Origin of the sequence: Pseudomonas sp. ML2-2023-3 (genome assembly GCF_037055275.1) — a bacterium.
In the GTDB taxonomy this organism is placed as follows: Bacteria; Pseudomonadota; Gammaproteobacteria; order Pseudomonadales; family Pseudomonadaceae; genus Aquipseudomonas.
The window spans coordinates 1,502,554-1,520,624 of the sequence record NZ_CP146343.1 but is presented as its reverse complement, the minus strand read 5'-3'; the positions used below and the strand labels follow the sequence as shown (position 1 = coordinate 1,520,624).

Below are 18,071 nucleotides of genomic sequence, written 5' to 3'. Positions count from 1 at the left end.
GAGGAAGGCGTTCATGACTACCGCCAGCAAAACCAAAACTTACATGTCATGGCTCACCATCTGCTTCATGATGGTTGCCGCGGTTGCCAGTATCCGTTCACTGCCCAGCATGGCCGTGTATGGCCTGGGCTCGGTTTTTCTCTACATCATTCCGGCACTGCTGTTTTTCATCCCCGTATCGCTGGTTGCTTCTGAGCTGGGAACCGGCTGGAACGGCGGGATTTATGGCTGGGTCAGACAAGCCTACGGCGATCGGCCAGGCTTTTTCATCATGTGGTTCATGTGGGTCCAAGTGGTTGTCTGGTACCCGATCGTGCTTGGATTTGGCGCCAGTACCATGGCGTATCTGATCAACCCGGAACTGGCCAAAAGCGGGGTATTCACGGCCTCCGTCATTATTGTCCTGTATTGGTTATCGACATTTGTCGCCCTCAATGGCCTGACGACACTGTCGAAACTGACGTCATGGTTCATGTTGTTGGGCACCGCATTGCCTGCAGCATTGCTGGTTCTGCTCGGCGTAGCCTGGCTGGTACTGGGGCATAAATCCGCAACGCCGCTCACCTGGGATGCGTTGATTCCGGCCATTTTCGATACACATTCCACGGTCAGAACCGGCTCACACAATCTGCACCCGGATTTATGGCGAGAATTTACCGGCGCCATCACTGGCCTGGTTCTGATTGTGAGTAACTTCCTGGCGTTTGCGGGTATCGAAATGAACGCCATTCACGCCCGCGAGTTGCGTAACCCGCAAAAAGAAATGCCTCGGGCGATTCTTTTGGCCTTCTTTATGATCTTGCTGGTGTTTATCCCACCGACCGTGGCGATTTCACTGGTGGTTCCTGCTGACTCGACCAGCCTCACGGCAGGTGTTATCCAGGCTTATGCCGCCTTCTTTGCGGGCTTCAACATGCCGTGGGCAACACCGATCATGGCTATCTTGCTGATTATCGGAGCACTGGGCGGGGTCCTGGCCTGGACTGCCGGACCGTCCACCGGCCTGCTGTTCGTGGGCAAGGCCGGGATGCTTCCACCCGTGATGCAGAAAGTGAACAGCAAGGGCGTGCAGAAAAACATCCTGTACCTGCAGGCCGTTATCGTCACGCTGCTCTCGACTATCTATATCTTTCTCGACAACGTATCGGATGCGTTCTGGATGATCAGTGCGATGGCGGCGCTGATGTACCTGATCATTTACGTATTTATGTTTATGGCGGCCATGAAACTGCGCAAGACACAGCCCAACGTAAAACGTGGCTATGTGCTCAAGGGGCTGCATGGCTGGTGTTTCCTGGGGCTGTTCTCGACCTGCGTGGCGCTGATTTTCGGCTTTATTCCGCCCAATAATTTCAGCAGCATGCCGTTTTTCGAGTATGCGGGGATTCTGTTGCTCGGACTGGTCGTGGCCGGGGTGCCGCCGTTTATCTTCTATGCGTTGCGCAAACCGTCATGGCAGATGGTGCCCAAGGCCGAATCTGATCAATATTCTGCAGCCTTGCAGGATCTTCAGGACGCGGACAATAAGGCTGCTACCGCAAGCGCAAGTGCAAGCACGCCTCCTGCATCCGCAGCACCTGCAACCTGAGGAAGGTTTTCTACAGGCATAAAAAAAGCGTCCCGAAGGACGCTTTTTTTATGGTCGCTGATGCGATTGGCATCAGTACCTTATTTTCTACACCCATTACTGCTGGGCAGAAAATGGTCGGGGTAAGGGGATTCGAACTCCTGACATCCTGCTCCCAAAGCAGGCGCGCTACCGGACTGCGCTATACCCCGGTAAAAAAAAGGCACCTTCTAGAGTCGCCTTCTGCGATCAGTGCTTTTGGCCTCTGATCTTAAGATCTAGCCCCAGTGAACTGGAGCCAAAAATGGTGGGTCGTGTGGGATTCGAACCTACGACCAATTGGTTAAAAGCCAACTGCTCTACCAACTGAGCTAACGACCCAAAAATGGTCGGGGTAAGGGGATTCGAACTCCTGACATCCTGCTCCCAAAGCAGGCGCGCTACCGGACTGCGCTATACCCCGGCTTGAAAATGGCTCCACGACCTGGACTCGAACCAGGGACCCAATGATTAACAGTCATTTGCTCTACCAACTGAGCTATCGCGGAACTACATATTTCAATCTACAACGTTGTTGCCGTACTGCTTTGCAACACTCTTCGAGTTCTTCGCATCTCTGCGTTGGCGTCTCTGAGGTCGGCTATTCTACAAGCTTTAAAACCCTTGTCAACCCTTATTTTTCGTTAGAAGACAATTACTTAGCTCTTCTAGCGGGCTTCCTGGTTTGGGCCAAGTTGCCGTTGCGGGTGACTTACTGCGGGGCGCATCTTACAAGCGTTTTCCTTACAGATCAACACCCTAAGTAAAAAAAGGCCTCGCAATGCGAGGCCTCCCTTAAAGTACTGCTTTCAAGCCTTATACGAAGACGATTTCGTCGTCCTTCACGCTGGCTGTCACAGTAGTGCCCGGCAAGAACTGACCCGAAAGAATCAGCTGTGCCAGAGGGTTCTCGATCCAGCGCTGGATTGCACGTTTCAGAGGGCGTGCGCCATACACAGGGTCGTAACCTACCGCAATCAGCTTATCCAGAGCCTCCTGATTCAACTCAAGGCTCAGGTCGCGCTCGGCCAGACGACCACGCAGACGACCCAACTGGATATCAGCGATGCCGGCAATCTGATCACGAGCCAGAGGCTCGAAGATCACCACTTCGTCGATCCGGTTTACAAACTCAGGACGGAAGTGGGTACTTACCGCATCCATCACCGCAGCACGTTGTGCTTCGCGATCGCCTACCAGTTCCTGGATCTGTGCAGAGCCCAGGTTGGAAGTCATCACGATCACCGTATTGCGGAAGTCTACGGTGCGACCATGACTGTCAGTCAGACGACCGTCTTCAAGCACTTGCAGCAACACGTTGAACACGTCCGGATGAGCCTTCTCGACTTCGTCCAGCAGGATCACCGAGTAAGGCTTGCGCCGTACGGCTTCGGTCAAGTAACCGCCTTCTTCGTAACCCACATAGCCTGGTGGTGCACCAATCAGTCGAGCCACGGAATGTTTCTCCATGAACTCCGACATGTCGATCCGCACCATTGCCTCTTCTGTATCAAAGAGGAACTCGGCCAGCGCCTTGCACAACTCGGTTTTACCCACACCGGTCGGGCCAAGGAACATGAACGAGCCGCTTGGGCGGTTCGGGTCACTCAAGCCTGCACGGGAACGGCGTACCGCGTTGGACACCGCCACAACGGCCTCGTCCTGACCAATCACACGTTCATGCAGCAAGCTTTCCATCTTCATCAGCTTGTCGCGTTCGCCTTCGAGCATCTTGGAGACAGGGATACCCGTCCACTTCGAGACCACTTCAGCGATTTCCTCTTCGGTCACTTTGCTGCGCAGCAACTGGTTTTCAGTTTTGCTGCTGTGCTCGTCGACCATCTGCAGACTGCGCTCCAGATCGGGAATGATCCCGTACTGCAACTCAGCCATGCGGTTGAGGTTGCCGCTGCGCCGTGCCACTTCAAGCTCCTGGCGCGCTTGCTCGATTTTCTGCTGGATCTGGGCAGAGCCCTGCACTTCGGCTTTTTCCGAGGTCCAGATTTCTTCCAGGTCCGAATACTCGCGCTCGTGACGCTCGATTTCTTCCTGCAATTTCTCGAGGCGTTTTTTGGCCGCCTCGTCTTCTTCTTTCTTCAGCGCCTGAGCTTCAACCTTGAGCTGAATCAAGCGACGCTCCAGACGGTCCAGTACCTCAGGCTTGGAGTCGATCTCCATGCGGATACGGCTGGCCGCCTCATCCATCAGGTCAATGGCCTTGTCAGGCAACTGACGATCCGTGATGTAGCGATGGCTGAGCTTGACCGCGGCAATGATTGCGCCGTCGGTAATCGCCACTTTGTGGTGAACCTCATAACGCTCTTTCAGGCCACGCAGGATCGCAATGGTGTCTTCTTCGCTCGGTTCGTCCACCAGTACTTTCTGGAAGCGACGCTCAAGCGCTGCGTCCTTCTCGATGTATTGACGGTACTCGTTGAGCGTGGTGGCACCTACACAGTGCAACTCACCACGGGCCAACGCAGGCTTGAGCATGTTGCCCGCGTCCATTGCACCCTCGCCCTTGCCGGCACCGACCATCACGTGCAGCTCGTCAATAAACAGAATGACCTGGCCTTCCTGTTTGGACAGCTCGTTCAGCACCGCTTTGAGGCGCTCCTCGAACTCACCGCGGAACTTGGCACCGGCAATCAGCGCACCGATATCCAGGGACAGCAGGCGTTTGCCTTTGAGGCCATCAGGCACTTCGCCGTTAATGATGCGTTGTGCCAGCCCTTCGGCAATCGCGGTTTTACCTACACCAGGCTCACCGATCAGTACCGGGTTATTTTTGGTACGGCGCTGCAGGACCTGAATGGTGCGACGAATTTCATCGTCACGGCCGATGACCGGGTCGAGCTTGCCGTCTTCAGCACGCTTGGTCAGGTCGACGGTGTACTTGTCCAGTGCCTGACGCGACTCTTCAACGTTCGGGTCATTGACCGCTTCGCCGCCACGCAGGTTGTTGATGGCGTTTTCCAGGGCCTTCTTGGTCACGCCCTGACCCAGCAACAATTTGCCCAGCTTGCTGTTGTCGTCCATCGCAGCCAGCAACACCATTTCACTGGTGATGTACTGATCGCCTTTTTGTTGCGCCAGACGGTCAGCCTGATTCAACAGACGCGCCAGATCCTGCGACATATTCACGTCGCCAGTAGGGTTCTGGATTTTTGGCAGCTGATCGAGCTCTTTAGTCAGCTCTTTGCGCAGGCTGTTTACATCAAAACCGACTTGCATCAGCAATGGCTTGATCGAGCCGCCCTGCTGTTCCAGCAATGCCTGCATCAAGTGCGCAGGCTCTATGGCCGGATGATCAAGGCCAACGGCCAAGGATTGAGCATCGGACAAGGCCAACTGCAACTTGCTAGTTAATCTATCTATACGCATTCGTCACCTTCCTTATGAGCAGGCCGGAGGGATGGAAACTCCTGAATGAAGAAACCTGCCAGATACCATAGTAGATGCGGGCGATTACGGGAGTTTCAAGCCGTAGAGAAATGACGCAGGTCAGCTAGACGGTCTTTTCGATCCAGACTAGTGAGGCGAAGCGGCCAGTTTTGGGACTGCGCCGATAGGAGAAAAAACGCGGGTCGGTCACGGTACAAAAACCGCCACCGTATACAGCAGAGATGCCGAAGCGAGCCAAACGCAAACGGGCCAGCTCGTAGATGTCGGCCATGTAGCGACCGTCATTGACGCTGGGTACAAAGGCGGCCTCGGCATGGAGCATGTCTTTCACAAAGACTTCCCGCACCTCTGCACCCACCTCGAATGCCTTGGGGCCAATGGCCGGCCCGAGCCACACAAGAATGTCCTGCGGCTCAACATTGAGGCTTTGTGCCGCTGCTTCAAGCACGCCTGCCGCCAACCCGCGCCAACCGGCATGGGCGGCCGCAACGCGAGTACCGGCACGATCGCAAAACAGCGCAGGCAGGCAGTCCGCCGTCATCGCCGTACAGGCAATACCGGGCGTTGCCGTCCAGCTCGCGTCGGCCTCGACAATCAGATCGGGGTTTGCAGGTGCGACCACAACCCCGTGAACCTGGCTAAGCCAAGCGGGCTGTACGTCAAAAATATGGGTAAGGCGCTGGCGGTTATGCGCAACGGCGACAGGGTCGTCGCCAACATGATCGCCCAGGTTGAAGCTGTCGAACGGCGCCAGACTGGCGCCGCCCGCGCGGGTAGTCACACAGGCCCTGATGCCCGCCGGCGCTGGCCAGTCAGGAATCAGGAAGGTGTTCACCCGACGAATGCCTCACGGTCTTGCTTGAGCAACGTCAACAACCAGACAAAGTCGTCCGGCAGTGGCGATTCCCAACTCATGCGCTTACCGGTCGTCGGATGATCCAGCTCCAGGAAACGGGCATGGAGCGCCTGACGCGGGAAGGTTTTGAGCGATTCAACCATCGTCACACTGGCCGACGGCGGAATGCGGAAACGACCGCCGTAGGCAGGATCTCCGACCAACGGGAAGTTGATGTGGGACATATGCACCCGAATCTGGTGCGTACGCCCGGTTTCCAGCTTGACCCGTACATGGGTGTGGGAACGGAAACGCTCAAGCACACGGTAATGACTGACCGCCTGCTTGCCACCTTCCATTACCGCCATGCGCTGGCGCTGCTGGCCGTGACGGCCGATGGGCGCATCGATCTTGCCCCCGGCAGTAACGACACCAATAACAATGCACTCATAGATCCGGCTGACACTGCGGCTCTGCAACTGAGTAACCAACTGCGTCTGCGCCTGAATGGTCTTGGCGACCACCATCAGACCCGTGGTGTCCTTGTCCAGGCGATGCACGATCCCCGCACGCGGCACATTGATAATGTCCGGTACGTGATGCAGCAAGGCATTGAGCAAAGTACCACTGGCATGCCCTGCAGCCGGGTGCACCACCAGGCCCGCAGGCTTGTTGATGACCAGGATGTCATCGTCTTCGTAGACGATATCCAGGGGGATGTCTTCAGCGATCCACTCACCCTGTGCTTCCTGCTCTGCAGTCAGCTCCAGGATGCAACCGCCGTGAACAATGTCACGGGGGCGTATGACGGCTCCGTCCACAGTAAGGCGGCCGTCTTTGATCCAGGCGGAAAGGCGCGAGCGCGAGTGCTCAGCGAATAATTGTGCGGCGACTTGATCGAGGCGTTGGCCACCCAGTTCGGACGGCACCTCTTCGCGAAGTTGAATTTTCTCGGACATGCTCATCAGGACCGCGCCAAGCCTTTGGTTTCGGCTGCGCGCTTGTGGTTAAATACGGCGTCTTTTGCCCCGAGGCTTTTCACGGGGCGCTCATCATAACAGGACGGACCCGCCCAAGACAGCGGCCGTCATAGGGACGCAAGCCGCCATGCAAGTGAGACACCTGCTGCTGATCGCCATCCTCGCACTGACTGCCGCTTGCTCGTCGACTAAAGAAGTAGTTGACGAAAACCTCAGCGAAGTCGAGCTGTACCAGCAGGCACAGGCCGACCTGGACAACCACAGCTATACCAGTGCTACCGCCAAACTCAAGGCCCTGGAGTCACGCTACCCGTTCGGGCGCTACGCCGATCAGGCCCAGCTTGAACTGATTTATGCCTACTACAAGAACTCTGAGCCCGAAGCCGCCAAGTCTGCTGCCGAACGCTTTATCCGCCTGCATCCACAGCACCCCAACGTTGATTATGCCTATTACCTTAAAGGCCTGACCTCGTTTGACCAGGATGTGGGCCTGCTGGCGCGCTTCCTGCCGCTGGACATGACCAAACGCGATCCTGGCGCTGCGCGCGACTCCTACAATGAGTTCGCACAGCTAACCAGCCGCTTCCCTAACAGCCGTTACGCACCTGATGCCAAGCAGCGCATGATTTACCTGCGCAACCTTCTGGCAGCGTATGAAATCCACGTAGCTGATTACTACCTGACTCGTCAGGCTTATGTAGCTTCAGCCAACCGTGGTCGCTACGTGGTCGAAAACTTCCAGGAAACCCCTTCGGTCGGTGACGGCCTGGCGGTGATGGTCGAGTCCTACCAGCGCATGCACCTTGACCAACTGGCCAGCACCAGCCTTGAAGTGCTCAAAGCCAACTACCCTGATCACCCAAGCCTGGTTGACGGTCAGTTTGTGCCGCAGACTTCCGAGTCGGACAGCCGCTCCTGGCTGAGCAAGGCAACCCTGGGCCTGATCGAGTCCAGCACACCGCTGCCACCGGGTGAAACCCGTGCAAACATGGACATCCAGAAGCAATATCAGGACGCCAAGGATGCAATTCCGGCCGAACTGAAGCCTAAAGATGCCGATGGTGAAGTAATACCAGAGCCTGAAGCGGAAGGTAAAAGCCGCTCGTGGTTCAGCTACATGACCCTTGGCCTGTTCGACTGATTGTTCGGTGCCAAAAAAAAGAGCCCTTCGGGGCTCTTTTTTTATGTTCGATTTGGCGCTGTGCGCCTGCCAAGTCCTTGGCTAAACTGAGGCCTCTTTTCTCGAATAGCGAATAACCATGCTTCGTTTACTGATCTGGGCTGCTCTGATTGCTGCAGGTGTGTGGCTCTGGCGCAAATACAAAGCCAATCTGGCCGAGACTAAAAAGCCGGTCGATCCAGGCGTCCTGCCTATGGTGCGGTGCGCCCACTGTGGCGTGCATCTGCCACGGGATCGCGCACTGAGCCAGCAGCAGGAATGGTATTGCACCCAGAACCACCTGGAGCAAGGGCCAAAAACACGCGGTTGATTTTCAAGAAGCCGCCCTGCACCTGTGCCAGCAACTAGCTGGCTCTTGTAGGAGCTGGCTTGCCTGCGATGCTGATTGCCCGGATTGTCATGTGTATCGCGCTGACGCCATCGCGAGCACGCCCCCTCCCACAAATATGATTGCAGGCAGGGATGTTTAAATCCGCCCCTCTGGCGCATAGGGTGCCGGATCGATGATCGGCTCACGCCCCAGCAACAAATCTGCAAATAACTGGCAGGAAGCCGGAGCCAGAACCAACCCGTTGCGATAATGCCCGCAGTTGAGCCACAACCCGTCAAAACCCGAAACACGCCCAATATAGGGAATGCCTTCCGGCGAACCCGGGCGCAAGCCCGCCCAATGCCCTACTACTTCGGCATCAGCCAGTGCAGGAATAAGCTCGACCGCCGAGGCTTTCAAGCTATCAAGAGCAGTCTGCGTAGGCGTTTTATCAAACCCCTCATGCTCCAGCGTACTACCGATCAATATATGGCCGTCGCGACGCGGAATGGCATAGCGCCCTTTTGCCAACACCATGCACGACAAAAAGTCGGGCGCGCACTTGTACAGGATCATCTGGCCCTTGACCGGCTCTACAGGCAGTTCAAGCCCCAGCCCGCTCAACAATTCACCGCTCCATGCACCCGCCGACAACACCAGCTCATCACCGCGAATCTCACCCTGAGCCGTGTTCACACCCGCAACTTTATCGCCTTCGCGGATAAACCCCAGCACTTCGCATTGCTCATGGATCGTGACATTGGGCATTGCCTGCAACGCAGCCTTGAGCGACTTCACCAGCCGCGGGTTACGCACATTGGCCACATCTGACATGTAAATTGCGCGAGAAAAACCGCCACCAAGCACCGGTACAGCGTCGTCAACCGCCGACATATCCACAGCTGAAAGTGGCCGCCCCTCACGCTGGGCCCATTCCAGCGCCTGGGCTTGATCCTCAAGATCCAGCCAATACAGGCCGGTGGTATGCACTTCGGGATCGATACCCGTCGAGGCAAACAGACGCTTGGCCAGTTGCGGGTAAAAATCTTGTGACCAGTGAGCCAGCGCCGTGACGGCACCGTTGTAGCGCCACGGATAAAGCGGCGAAACAATACCCCCGCCCGCCCATGATGATTCCTGCCCTACATCGCCACGCTCCAGCACAATGACCTGCTCTACATCGGCGGCCAGATTAAACGCAGTCAGCAGGCCGATCACTCCGCCCCCGACAATCACCACCCGTTGCTGCCTAGCCATTTAGAGATCCAGCCCGTCATTCATAATTAATCGTTAACGCCCCCAGCACTGCTGCAAGTTCACCTCAGGGGCTGCCTGGGCAATCCCTGCAAGACCGGTGTGGGCCAGCGTAAAGTGCCCACATTGATCGCCTGCCATTGCCGAGCCTTTTTTTGGCGTCGCCGTCAGCAAGAAAGAGTGATCTGTGAGTTCGGACGTAATGTCGTAGTACTGATTACCTGAACTGAGTTCATGCCCGCCGCTGTATACCGCGTTTTTTGTATAAATACGTTCAAGACGCTGGGCCTGCTCCGACAGCAGGACGATGATTTGGGAGCGATACGCTCGCTTCACATAGTCGCTGTACAACGGATAAGCGAACCCTCCAAGGATACCGATGATCACCACTACGATCATCAATTCGATCAGGGTAAAACCTGCTCCATGTCCATGCATTGCGAATTCCCTATTGCAGCTGTCGCCACATGACCCTGCGAAAACGATGGGGCGCCGCCTCTTCTGCGCCTTGATAACGCGCATAAATACTTTCCAGTACAGTGCGCGACTGCCCGCGCAAACCAATTCCGGTCACTCGGTACAAATGGGTGGCGGTAGCGGCTGGAAGGTGGGCTGGTGCAACGCTCTGCCCGAGGTACTGAACACCATACAACCCGTCAGCAACGCTTACCCAGCGCACCCCTGACACCGGATCGGCGGCAGGCAAAGCCTGAGTCCGCGCCTCGATTGGCGGGCTGCACGTTACTGGCGAAGCACATCCCGACACGGCACTCCATTCACTATCAAGCCAGGATTCACCGCTACGTAGTGCCGCCTCCGCAGCCTGGAATGAGTGATTGACGTGCTGGACGCCTGCAGCCATTTTTTCCTGCCGTGCCGCACTGGCCATAGAGGCCATACCGATTACGCCAAGCAACAACATGAATACCAGACTGGCCAAAAGCGCCATGCCGCGCTGGGCGCTCAAGGGAAACCGCCCCAAGCCAGCCGATTACGCAAAGCGACAACCAGTTGATAGGCCTGATCCCTGACTCGTCCACCCGGGTCACGCAATGTCAGCCCGATACGCACACTGCGGATGCTGGAAGTTTTACTCGGACGATCTTCATAGCGCGGCACCGACTGCGCGCCCTTCGAACCGGCCACGCCAAAACTCACGTTAAACGCAGCAACATTGTCGAGCAGCACGGCTTTATTGGGCCCAACCTTCAACTGCCCATTGTCAAAGCGGTAAAACAGCTCACGTACAGGGAATCCAGTTTCGCCAGGAGCTAAAGATAATCGAGCACCGGGGTAGGCTTTAGCAGTGGTTGTGCAGTCAGACACCACCGTCCAGTCCGGCCGGGCCGCCTGCAGCCCTATGTCTGCGCTGATCATGGAAAGCGACGCATCCTGCCAGGTGACAGGCGTTTGAAACTGCGAGGGAGCATCAACAATGCGATCAGTCGAAAGGCAACCGAACATGCCTGCCATACGGATTTCCTGGGCCAGCTTGCTCAGTACATAACGGGCATCTTCTTGCATCTGCGCCGATGAGCGCTGAGTCAGGTAAGTTTCACGAGCACTCAAGAACACCTGCGTCAGCCCCAACACCACCATCAAGCCCAGCGCCAGCGCCACCATCAAGCCCAGCGCCAGCGCCACCATCAGTTCGATCAGGCCAAAACCCGAGCGTGTACTGCTCACGATGCTGCGGCGGTCGTATCGCCAACAATCAGGTTGATTTGATCCAGCCGCGAAACCGGGTAATCAGCGCCTGATTCAGCGCGGATCTGGTCCAGCCTGCTGTAAGCAATAAAACTTTCCTGGGTACTCACTAACGCACTGGCAGTGTGCTTCAGGGCATTGAGTTGCATACCGGCGCTGCCAAGCAGGCTGATAAATAGAACCAGCAATGCGATCAGCACTTCGATCAAAGTCATTCCGGCTTGGCGTTTCTTATGTAACCGAGGCATCTGTGCCTTCCGTGTCGTTGAGGTCGACGACACGCCCTGTGCCGCCCAGACAAAAGCCTAGCCTCACTCTCGGGCCTTACAGGTAAGACGCAATCTGGAAAGGCAGACAGATTTTGTCGCCTGAATTCGTAAGCCATAGCCCATACAAAAACCGCAAACATGATGAAACCATTGCCGGGCATCAGCTGATACCGGATCAGCTATACCGAGAAAGCACACTACAACCACTCAAGGAGGGCGCTGTGTATCAACGCGGTATGAGCCTGATCTCGTTACTGCTGTCGCTGATGATCGTGGCGATCACCGCCCGATTTGCCAGCCCGGCCTATAGCGCGCTCACAGAGGGCCAGCGTCGCCAGGTCACTGCCGAACAGCTAGCCAGCAGCCTGCGCAACGCTCGCACTGAAGCATTGCTACGCCATCAATATGTGGTGGTTCATGCAGTGAATGAGGACTGGAGCCAAGGCTGGAGGACCATTCTGGACGTGAGTGGCCAGGGACATCTCGACAGGAGCAACCCGGTCCTGGTCGAGACACAAGGCAGTGGACGCATACCGATTGCGGGCAATACGCCGGTCAAACACTATGTGCGATTTAGTCCGCTGGGGGAGCCACTGCTGAGCAAAGGCGCTTTTCAGGCGGGAACGCTGCATGTTTGTCAGGCAAGAACTGCACAGAGCCACTATCAGGTGGTGCTGGCAAAAAGCGGGCGCATCAGCCTGCGCAGCGATCAGGCTGCACAGGCGTTGTGTGCGGTGAATCAGGTAATGGCGCGAACCCGCAGTTCTTTGGGCATTGAGAACGTGACATTCTCTTCGCGGCCAGCCAACTCATCGGCACCGGTAGCGCCCCAGGCGTGAAGCTGCTGGATCACGCCACGCACCAGCACTTCAGGTGCAGAAGCACCAGCGGTAATACCAATGCTTTGCACGCCGTCGAACCAGCTTTTTTGCAGATCTTCGGCACCGTCGATCAGGTAGGCCGGGGTCTGCATGCGTTCAGCCAGTTCGCGCAAGCGGTTGGAGTTGGAGCTGTTCGGGCTGCCCACTACCAATACGACATCACACTCATCGGCCAGTTGCTTGACCGCATCCTGACGGTTTTGCGTGGCGTAGCAGATATCATCCTTGCGCGGCCCGCCAATGGCCGGGAAGCGCGCACGAAGGGCATCGATCACACGACTGGTGTCGTCCATCGACAAGGTGGTCTGGGTCACAAACGCCAACTTTTCCGGGTTCCTGACCTGCAGATTGGCGACGTCTTTTTCGTCTTCGACCAGATAGATCGCGCCGCCATTAATGGCATCGTACTGACCCATGGTGCCTTCGACTTCCGGGTGACCGGCGTGGCCGATCAGGATGCATTCGCGACCGTCACGGCTATAGCGCGCGACCTCGATGTGCACCTTGGTGACCAGCGGGCAAGTTGCATCGAATACTTTCAGACCACGACCCGCAGCCTCTGCTCGCACGGCCTGGGAAACCCCGTGGGCACTGAAGATCACGATGACGTTGTCCGGCACCTGGTCCAGCTCTTCGACGAAAATCGCGCCACGGGAGCGCAGGTCTTCGACGACAAATTTGTTGTGCACCACTTCGTGGCGAACATAGATAGGCGGACCGAATACTTCCAGTGCGCGATTGACGATTTCAATCGCACGGTCCACCCCAGCGCAGAAGCCACGGGGGTTGGCGAGTTTGATATGCATGCTAGGCCTCGTGGGACGCGCAGAAAAATAATGCCAATCAGGCCCGGCCGCAGCCGGGCACTGAATTACAGCGCTTTGACGTCTTTGATTTCCACGTCGAAGGTCAGGGTCTTGCCTGCCAGCGGGTGATTGAAATCGATGGTGACTTGCTCGTCATCAAAGGTTTTGACCACACCCGGAAGCTCGGTGTTGGCCGCGTCGTTGAAAATCACCAGCAAACCTTCCGACAGCTCCATGTCCTTGAACTGCGAACGTGGAATAACCTGCACATTTTGCGGGTTGGGCTGGCCGAAAGCGTTTTCCGGAAGGATTTCCAGCGTGCGCTTGTCACCCGCCTTGAAACCGAACAACGCGGCCTCAAAACCAGGCAGCAGGCTGCCATCTCCCACCTTGAAAGTAGCCGGGGCTTTGTCGAAGGTGCTGTCAACGGTGTCGCCTGTTTCCAGGCGCAATGCGAAATGCAGAGTGACCTGCGTGTTCTGACCAATACGCTGTTCAGTCATGAGCGGGTTCTCCGGACTTTTTACTTTTGAACATATCCAGCGCCAGCATCACGGCACCTACGCAAATCGCACTGTCAGCGAAGTTGAACGCAGGGAAGTACCAGCGATTTTGCCAATGCACCAGAATGAAATCGACCACATGACCATAAACAATCCGGTCATAGAGGTTACCCAATGCGCCACCCAGAATCAGGGCAAGAGCAATGGCCAACCAGGTGTCATTGCGCCCCAGACGCTTGAGCCAGACAACCAGCACGCCACTGACCACGACAGCAATCAGCGCAAACAGCCAACGCTGCCAGCCGGCACTGTCAGCCAGAAAGCTGAAGGCCGCGCCGGTGTTGTAGGCCAGGGTCCAGCTGAAGAGATCAGGGATCACTACAATCTGCTGATACATCTGCAGCGAGTTGTCGAAGTAGACCTTGGTGGTCAGGTCGATGACCAGGACCAACAAGGTCAACCAGAGCCAGCCCAGGCGCCCGAAGCGCCCGGTAGTGCTGGTATTAGGCATAGTGACGTACCTCGCCGGCGCCGCTGATGTTGTCGACGCAACGACCGCAGATTTCCGGATGCTCCGGGTTCACGCCGACGTCTTCACGGCAGTGCCAGCAACGGGCGCACTTGGCGTGGGCGGACTTGACCACTTTGAGTTTGAGACCGGCGACTTCGGTCACTACGGCATCCGCTGGAGCCTGCACAAAAGGTGCAACGCTGGCGGTAGAAGTGATCAGTACAAAGCGCAGTTCGTTGCTCAGCTTGGACAAGTCAGCTGCCAGCTCATCTTCGGCAAACAAGGTCACTTCAGCCTGCAAGTTGCCGCCAATGGCCTTGGCTGCACGCAGGTTTTCCATTTCCTTGTTGACCGCAACCTTGACCGCCATGATCCGTTCCCAGTAAGCGCGGCCCAGCTCGGCGCCTTCCGGCAATTCAGTCAGGCCTTCGTACCAGGTGTTGAGCATGACGGACTCGTTACGCTCGCCCGGCAGGTATTGCCACAGCTCGTCTGCGGTGAACGACAGGATCGGCGCGATCCAGCGCACCAGCGCTTCGGAGATGTGGAACAGCGCGGTCTGGCACGAACGACGGGCCTTGCTGTCGGCACCCGTGGTGTACTGGCGGTCCTTGATGATGTCGAGGTAGAAACCACCCAGCTCCTGCACACAGAAGTTGTGCACTTTGGAGTAGACGTTCCAGAAGCGGTACTCGCCGTAATGCAGCTCAAGCTCACGCTGCAGCAGCAACGCGCGGTCCACGGCCCAACGGTCCAGTGCCAGCATTTCTTCGGCAGGCAGGATGTCGGTAGCCGGATTGAAGCCGGTCAGGTTCGACAGCAGGAAGCGTGCGGTGTTGCGGATACGGCGGTAGGCGTCAGCACTGCGCTGCAGGATCTGGTCGGAAACCGCGATTTCACCCGAGTAATCTGTCGAGGCAACCCACAGGCGCATGATGTCGGCGCCCAGGGTGTCGTTGACCTTTTGCGGTGCAATCACGTTGCCCAAGGACTTGGACATCTTGCGACCAGCCTCGTCCACGGTGAAGCCGTGGGTCAGCAGTTCACGGTACGGCGCGTGGTTGTCGATGGCGCAACCGGTCAGCAACGAGGAGTGGAACCAGCCACGGTGCTGGTCGGAACCTTCGAGGTACAAGTCGGCACGCGGGCCGGTCTCGTGACCCATCGGGTGCGAACCGCGCAGAACGTGCCAATGCGTAGTGCCCGAGTCGAACCACACGTCCAGCGTATCGGTGATTTTGTCGTACAGCGGCGCTTCGTCGCCCAGCAACTCGGCAGCGTCCATTTTGAACCAGGCTTCGATGCCTTCGAGCTCAACGCGCTTGGCCACTTCTTCCATCATTTCGACGGTACGTGGGTGCAGCTCACCGCTTTCCTTGTTCAGGAAGAACGGGATCGGCACGCCCCAGTTGCGCTGACGCGAGATGCACCAGTCAGGACGGTTGGCAATCATCGAGTGCAGACGAGCCTGACCCCATGCCGGAACGAACTGGGTGTCTTCGATGGCCTTGATCGCACGGGTACGCAAGGTGTCGCCGGTCGTCGGCTGCTTGTCCATACCGATAAACCACTGCGCAGTCGCGCGGTAGATCAGCGGAGTCTTGTGGCGCCAGCAGTGCATGTAGCTGTGGCTGATGGTTTCGGTGAACATCAGCGCACCGGCTTCGATCAGCTTGTCGATGATGTTCTGGTTGGCCTTCCAGATGAACTGGCCACCAAAGAACTCCAGCGATGGCACATACACGCCGTTGCTTTGAACCGGGTTGATGATGTCATCGTTGACCATGCCATAGGCTTTGCAGGTCACGAAGTCGTCTACGCCGTAAGCCGGGGCGGAGTGAACCACGCCCGTGCCAGCGCCCAGTTCAACGTACTCGGCCAGGTAAACTGGCGACAGGCGATCATAGAACGGGTGACGGAAGTTGATCAGCTCCAGCGCTGCACCGGTTGTGGTCGCGATGACCGAACCTTGCAGGTTGTAGCGCGCCAGGCAGGACTCGACCAGCTCTTCAGCCAGTACCAGCAGCTTGTCGCCCACGTCGACCAGCGCGTAGGTGAATTCCGGGTGTACGTTGAGCGCCTGGTTGGCCGGAATGGTCCACGGGGTGGTGGTCCAGATCACGATCGCTGTCGGCTTGCTCAGGGCTGCCAGGCCAAAGGCCTCGGCCAGCTTGGCTTCATCGGCAACCGGGAAGGCAACATCGATGGCCGAGGACTTTTTGTCCTGGTACTCGACTTCCGCTTCAGCCAGGGCCGAACCGCAATCAAAACACCAGTTCACAGGCTTGAGGCCTTTGAACACGAACCCGCCCTTGACGATTTCGGCCAGGGCACGGATTTCACCGGCTTCGTTTTTGAAGTCCATAGTTTTGTAAGGGTTGGCGAAGTCACCCAGAACACCCAAGCGGATGAACTCGGCTTTCTGGCCCTCGATCTGCTCGGTCGCGTAGGCACGGCACAGCTCGCGGGTTTTATCCGCGGGCAGGTTTTTACCGTGGGTCACTTCAACCTTGTGCTCAATCGGCAAACCGTGACAGTCCCAGCCCGGCACGTACGGTGCGTCAAAACCCGACAGGGTCTTGGAGCGGATGATCATGTCTTTCAGGATCTTGTTCAGCGCATGACCGATGTGGATCGTGCCGTTGGCGTATGGAGGACCGTCGTGAAGTACGAACTTCGGACGATCCTTGCCAATCTCGCGCAACTTCCCGTACAGGCCAATGCTGTCCCAGCGCTGCAAAATTTGCGGTTCGCGCTGTGGCAGGCCGGCCTTCATTGGGAAGGCGGTGTCCGGGAGGTTTAGCGTGGCTTTGTAGTCGGTCATTTCAGGCTCTTTTTAAGCGGTTGACCCAGCCAATAGGCTCGGGCGGCGGCGACGTCCGCATTGATCGCCGTCTTGAGCGCCTCCAGGGAGGCGAAACGCTGCTCATCACGCAGCTTGTGGTGGAATGCCACGGTCAGGCGCCGGCCATACAAATCACCGGCATAATCCAATAGATGTACTTCAAGATGGGCGCTGCCATCCCCTGCTACGGTTGGCCTGACGCCAATGTTGGCGACGCCGGGCCAGGTCTTGCCATCGATGTCGACGCTGGCCAGGTAAACCCCGGTCAACGGAACACGGCGACGCTTGAGCTGAATATTGGCGGTCGGCGTACCCAATTGGCGCGCCAGTTTTTGCCCGTGCAATACCCTGCCAGTAATTTGAAAAGGGCGCCCCAGCAAACGTTCTGCGAGGGAGAAGTCTGCATCAGCCAAGGCATCACGTACCTTGGTGCTGCTGATTCGCACACCATCGAGCTCGACCGTTTGCGCCGCCTCGACGGTAAAGCCCTGCATCTGGCCGGCCTGCTGCAAAAAGTCGAAGTCGCCAACCCGGTCGCAGCCAAAACGAAAGTCGTCCCCGACCTCCAGGTGCTGCACACCCAGGCCATCGACCAGAATGGTATCGACAAACTCGGCAGCACTGAGCTTGCACAGACGCTGGTTAAACGCCAGGCACAGCACCCGGTCAACCCCGGCGTCGGCCAGCAGTTGCAGCTTGTCGCGCAACCGGGCCAGACGTGCCGGAGCCGTATCTGGATTGAAGAACTCGCGCGGCTGCGGCTCAAAAATCACCACGCAGCTGGGCACGCCCAACTCCAGCGCACGCTCACGCAGCCGACCCAGGATAGCCTGGTGACCACGGTGTACACCGTCAAAGTTGCCAATAGTGGCGACGCAGCCCCGATGCTGGGGCCGCAGATTGTGAAGGCCTAGAACCAGCTGCATAACGCGCTTCTTGCTCATAAAGTGGTCGATTATAACCACACCCAGCCCGGTAC

The 18,071-nt window shown here is 57.2% G+C and carries 17 protein-coding genes and 4 tRNA genes; 4 read left to right on the top strand and 17 right to left on the bottom strand.

Annotation, left to right across the window (positions count from 1 at the left end):
• The first annotated feature begins 13 nt into the window (after positions 1-13).
• Positions 14-1,588, top strand: coding sequence for an amino acid permease (locus V6P94_RS07015; protein WP_133078579.1), 1,575 nt, complete (start codon positions 14-16; stop codon positions 1,586-1,588).
• A 114-nt stretch (positions 1,589-1,702) separates the two neighbouring features.
• Here the strand turns inward: V6P94_RS07015 and V6P94_RS07010 are convergent.
• From V6P94_RS07010 to rluD, 7 genes are all read right to left on the bottom strand, one after another.
• Positions 1,703-1,779, bottom strand: a tRNA-Pro gene (locus V6P94_RS07010).
• A 93-nt stretch (positions 1,780-1,872) separates the two neighbouring features.
• Positions 1,873-1,948: transfer RNA gene (locus V6P94_RS07005), tRNA-Lys, on the bottom strand.
• Positions 1,949-1,953: 5 nt separating this feature from the next.
• A tRNA-Pro gene (locus V6P94_RS07000) sits at positions 1,954-2,030 on the bottom strand.
• 9 nt (positions 2,031-2,039) lie between these two features.
• Positions 2,040-2,115: transfer RNA gene (locus V6P94_RS06995), tRNA-Asn, on the bottom strand.
• Positions 2,116-2,422: 307 nt separating this feature from the next.
• Positions 2,423-4,990, bottom strand: a complete 2,568-nt coding sequence (gene clpB, locus V6P94_RS06990; RefSeq protein ID WP_133078580.1) for an ATP-dependent chaperone ClpB — start codon at positions 4,988-4,990, stop codon at positions 2,423-2,425.
• 124 nt (positions 4,991-5,114) lie between these two features.
• The gene (gene pgeF, locus V6P94_RS06985; RefSeq protein WP_338649148.1) at positions 5,115-5,846 is read right to left on the bottom strand and encodes a peptidoglycan editing factor PgeF; all 732 of its coding nucleotides are present in this window, start codon (positions 5,844-5,846) and stop codon (positions 5,115-5,117) included.
• Positions 5,843-6,805 (bottom strand): 23S rRNA pseudouridine(1911/1915/1917) synthase RluD, encoded by a 963-nt coding sequence (gene rluD / locus V6P94_RS06980; RefSeq protein ID WP_019823983.1) that lies wholly within the window; start codon positions 6,803-6,805, stop codon positions 5,843-5,845. Before rluD ends, pgeF begins: the two co-directional genes overlap by 4 nt.
• 148 nt (positions 6,806-6,953) lie before the next feature.
• On the opposite strand from rluD, the gene V6P94_RS06975 reads away from it, so the two are divergent.
• Together V6P94_RS06975 and V6P94_RS06970 are read left to right on the top strand one after the other, a co-directional pair.
• The gene (locus V6P94_RS06975; RefSeq protein ID WP_133078582.1) at positions 6,954-7,967 is read left to right on the top strand and encodes an outer membrane protein assembly factor BamD; all 1,014 of its coding nucleotides are present in this window, start codon (positions 6,954-6,956) and stop codon (positions 7,965-7,967) included.
• A 118-nt stretch (positions 7,968-8,085) separates the two neighbouring features.
• Positions 8,086-8,316, top strand: a complete 231-nt coding sequence (locus V6P94_RS06970) for a PP0621 family protein (protein WP_133078583.1) — start codon at positions 8,086-8,088, stop codon at positions 8,314-8,316.
• 156 nt (positions 8,317-8,472) lie between these two features.
• Here V6P94_RS06970 and thiO read toward each other — a convergent pair whose 3' ends face one another.
• The 5 genes from thiO to pilV are packed head-to-tail and all read right to left on the bottom strand — an operon-like array spanning position 8,473 to position 11,525.
• The gene (gene thiO / locus V6P94_RS06965) at positions 8,473-9,573 is read right to left on the bottom strand and encodes a glycine oxidase ThiO (protein ID WP_338649146.1); all 1,101 of its coding nucleotides are present in this window, start codon (positions 9,571-9,573) and stop codon (positions 8,473-8,475) included.
• 33 nt (positions 9,574-9,606) lie between these two features.
• The gene (locus tag V6P94_RS06960; protein ID WP_338649145.1) at positions 9,607-10,008 is read right to left on the bottom strand and encodes a type IV pilin protein; all 402 of its coding nucleotides are present in this window, start codon (positions 10,006-10,008) and stop codon (positions 9,607-9,609) included.
• Positions 10,009-10,018: 10 nt separating this feature from the next.
• A complete protein-coding gene (locus V6P94_RS06955; RefSeq protein WP_338649144.1) occupies positions 10,019-10,537 on the bottom strand; it encodes a PilX N-terminal domain-containing pilus assembly protein in 519 nt (172 codons plus the stop codon).
• Positions 10,534-11,256, bottom strand: a complete 723-nt coding sequence (locus V6P94_RS06950) for a prepilin-type N-terminal cleavage/methylation domain-containing protein (RefSeq protein WP_338649143.1) — start codon at positions 11,254-11,256, stop codon at positions 10,534-10,536. Before V6P94_RS06950 ends, V6P94_RS06955 begins: the two co-directional genes overlap by 4 nt.
• Complete coding sequence (pilV, locus tag V6P94_RS06945) at positions 11,253-11,525, bottom strand: type IV pilus modification protein PilV (RefSeq protein ID WP_405046737.1); 273 nt, start codon at positions 11,523-11,525, stop codon at positions 11,253-11,255. The genes V6P94_RS06950 and pilV overlap by 4 nt, the downstream gene beginning before the upstream one ends.
• Before the next feature lie 257 nt (positions 11,526-11,782).
• Between pilV and V6P94_RS06940 the strand changes: the two genes are divergently transcribed.
• Positions 11,783-12,385 (top strand): GspH/FimT family protein, encoded by a 603-nt coding sequence (locus V6P94_RS06940; protein WP_338649429.1) that lies wholly within the window; start codon positions 11,783-11,785, stop codon positions 12,383-12,385.
• Here V6P94_RS06940 and ispH read toward each other — a convergent pair.
• The 5 genes from ispH to ribF form a co-directional block, all read right to left on the bottom strand.
• Positions 12,286-13,233: a 4-hydroxy-3-methylbut-2-enyl diphosphate reductase gene (gene ispH / locus V6P94_RS06935; protein WP_019824001.1), complete on the bottom strand. Its 948-nt coding sequence runs from the start codon at positions 13,231-13,233 to the stop codon at positions 12,286-12,288. The two genes, V6P94_RS06940 and ispH, sit on opposite strands and share 100 nt — an antisense overlap.
• A gap of 65 nt (positions 13,234-13,298) precedes the next feature.
• A complete protein-coding gene (gene fkpB / locus V6P94_RS06930) occupies positions 13,299-13,736 on the bottom strand; it encodes an FKBP-type peptidyl-prolyl cis-trans isomerase (protein WP_133078590.1) in 438 nt (145 codons plus the stop codon).
• Positions 13,729-14,247 carry a signal peptidase II gene (gene lspA / locus V6P94_RS06925; RefSeq protein ID WP_133078591.1) on the bottom strand — a complete coding sequence of 173 codons (519 nt, stop codon included), beginning with the start codon at positions 14,245-14,247 and terminating at the stop codon, positions 13,729-13,731. Before lspA ends, fkpB begins: the two co-directional genes overlap by 8 nt.
• Positions 14,240-17,071 carry an isoleucine--tRNA ligase gene (ileS, locus tag V6P94_RS06920; RefSeq protein WP_338649140.1) on the bottom strand — a complete coding sequence of 944 codons (2,832 nt, stop codon included), beginning with the start codon at positions 17,069-17,071 and terminating at the stop codon, positions 14,240-14,242. The genes lspA and ileS overlap by 8 nt, the downstream gene beginning before the upstream one ends.
• A complete protein-coding gene (ribF, locus tag V6P94_RS06915; protein ID WP_219260983.1) occupies positions 17,068-18,018 on the bottom strand; it encodes a bifunctional riboflavin kinase/FAD synthetase in 951 nt (316 codons plus the stop codon). The genes ileS and ribF overlap by 4 nt, the downstream gene beginning before the upstream one ends.
• Positions 18,019-18,071: the final 53 nt, after the last annotated feature.

Excerpts from the sequence above, each read along its gene's own strand:
- V6P94_RS07015 (WP_133078579.1), top strand. The coding sequence starts at position 14 with ATGACTACCGCCAGCAAAACCAAAACTTACATGTCATGGCTCACCATC.
- clpB (WP_133078580.1), bottom strand. The coding sequence starts at position 4,990 with ATGCGTATAGATAGATTAACTAGCAAGTTGCAGTTGGCCTTGTCCGAT.
- rluD (WP_019823983.1), bottom strand. The coding sequence starts at position 6,805 with ATGTCCGAGAAAATTCAACTTCGCGAAGAGGTGCCGTCCGAACTGGGT.
- V6P94_RS06975 (WP_133078582.1), top strand. The coding sequence starts at position 6,954 with ATGCAAGTGAGACACCTGCTGCTGATCGCCATCCTCGCACTGACTGCC.
- V6P94_RS06970 (WP_133078583.1), top strand. The coding sequence starts at position 8,086 with ATGCTTCGTTTACTGATCTGGGCTGCTCTGATTGCTGCAGGTGTGTGG.
- thiO (WP_338649146.1), bottom strand. The coding sequence starts at position 9,573 with ATGGCTAGGCAGCAACGGGTGGTGATTGTCGGGGGCGGAGTGATCGGC.
- V6P94_RS06960 (WP_338649145.1), bottom strand. The coding sequence starts at position 10,008 with ATGCATGGACATGGAGCAGGTTTTACCCTGATCGAATTGATGATCGTA.
- pilV (WP_405046737.1), bottom strand. The coding sequence starts at position 11,525 with ATGCCTCGGTTACATAAGAAACGCCAAGCCGGAATGACTTTGATCGAA.
- V6P94_RS06940 (WP_338649429.1), top strand. The coding sequence starts at position 11,783 with ATGAGCCTGATCTCGTTACTGCTGTCGCTGATGATCGTGGCGATCACC.
- ispH (WP_019824001.1), bottom strand. The coding sequence starts at position 13,233 with ATGCATATCAAACTCGCCAACCCCCGTGGCTTCTGCGCTGGGGTGGAC.
- fkpB (WP_133078590.1), bottom strand. The coding sequence starts at position 13,736 with ATGACTGAACAGCGTATTGGTCAGAACACGCAGGTCACTCTGCATTTC.
- lspA (WP_133078591.1), bottom strand. The coding sequence starts at position 14,247 with ATGCCTAATACCAGCACTACCGGGCGCTTCGGGCGCCTGGGCTGGCTC.
- ileS (WP_338649140.1), bottom strand. The coding sequence starts at position 17,071 with ATGACCGACTACAAAGCCACGCTAAACCTCCCGGACACCGCCTTCCCA.
- ribF (WP_219260983.1), bottom strand. The coding sequence starts at position 18,018 with ATGCAGCTGGTTCTAGGCCTTCACAATCTGCGGCCCCAGCATCGGGGC.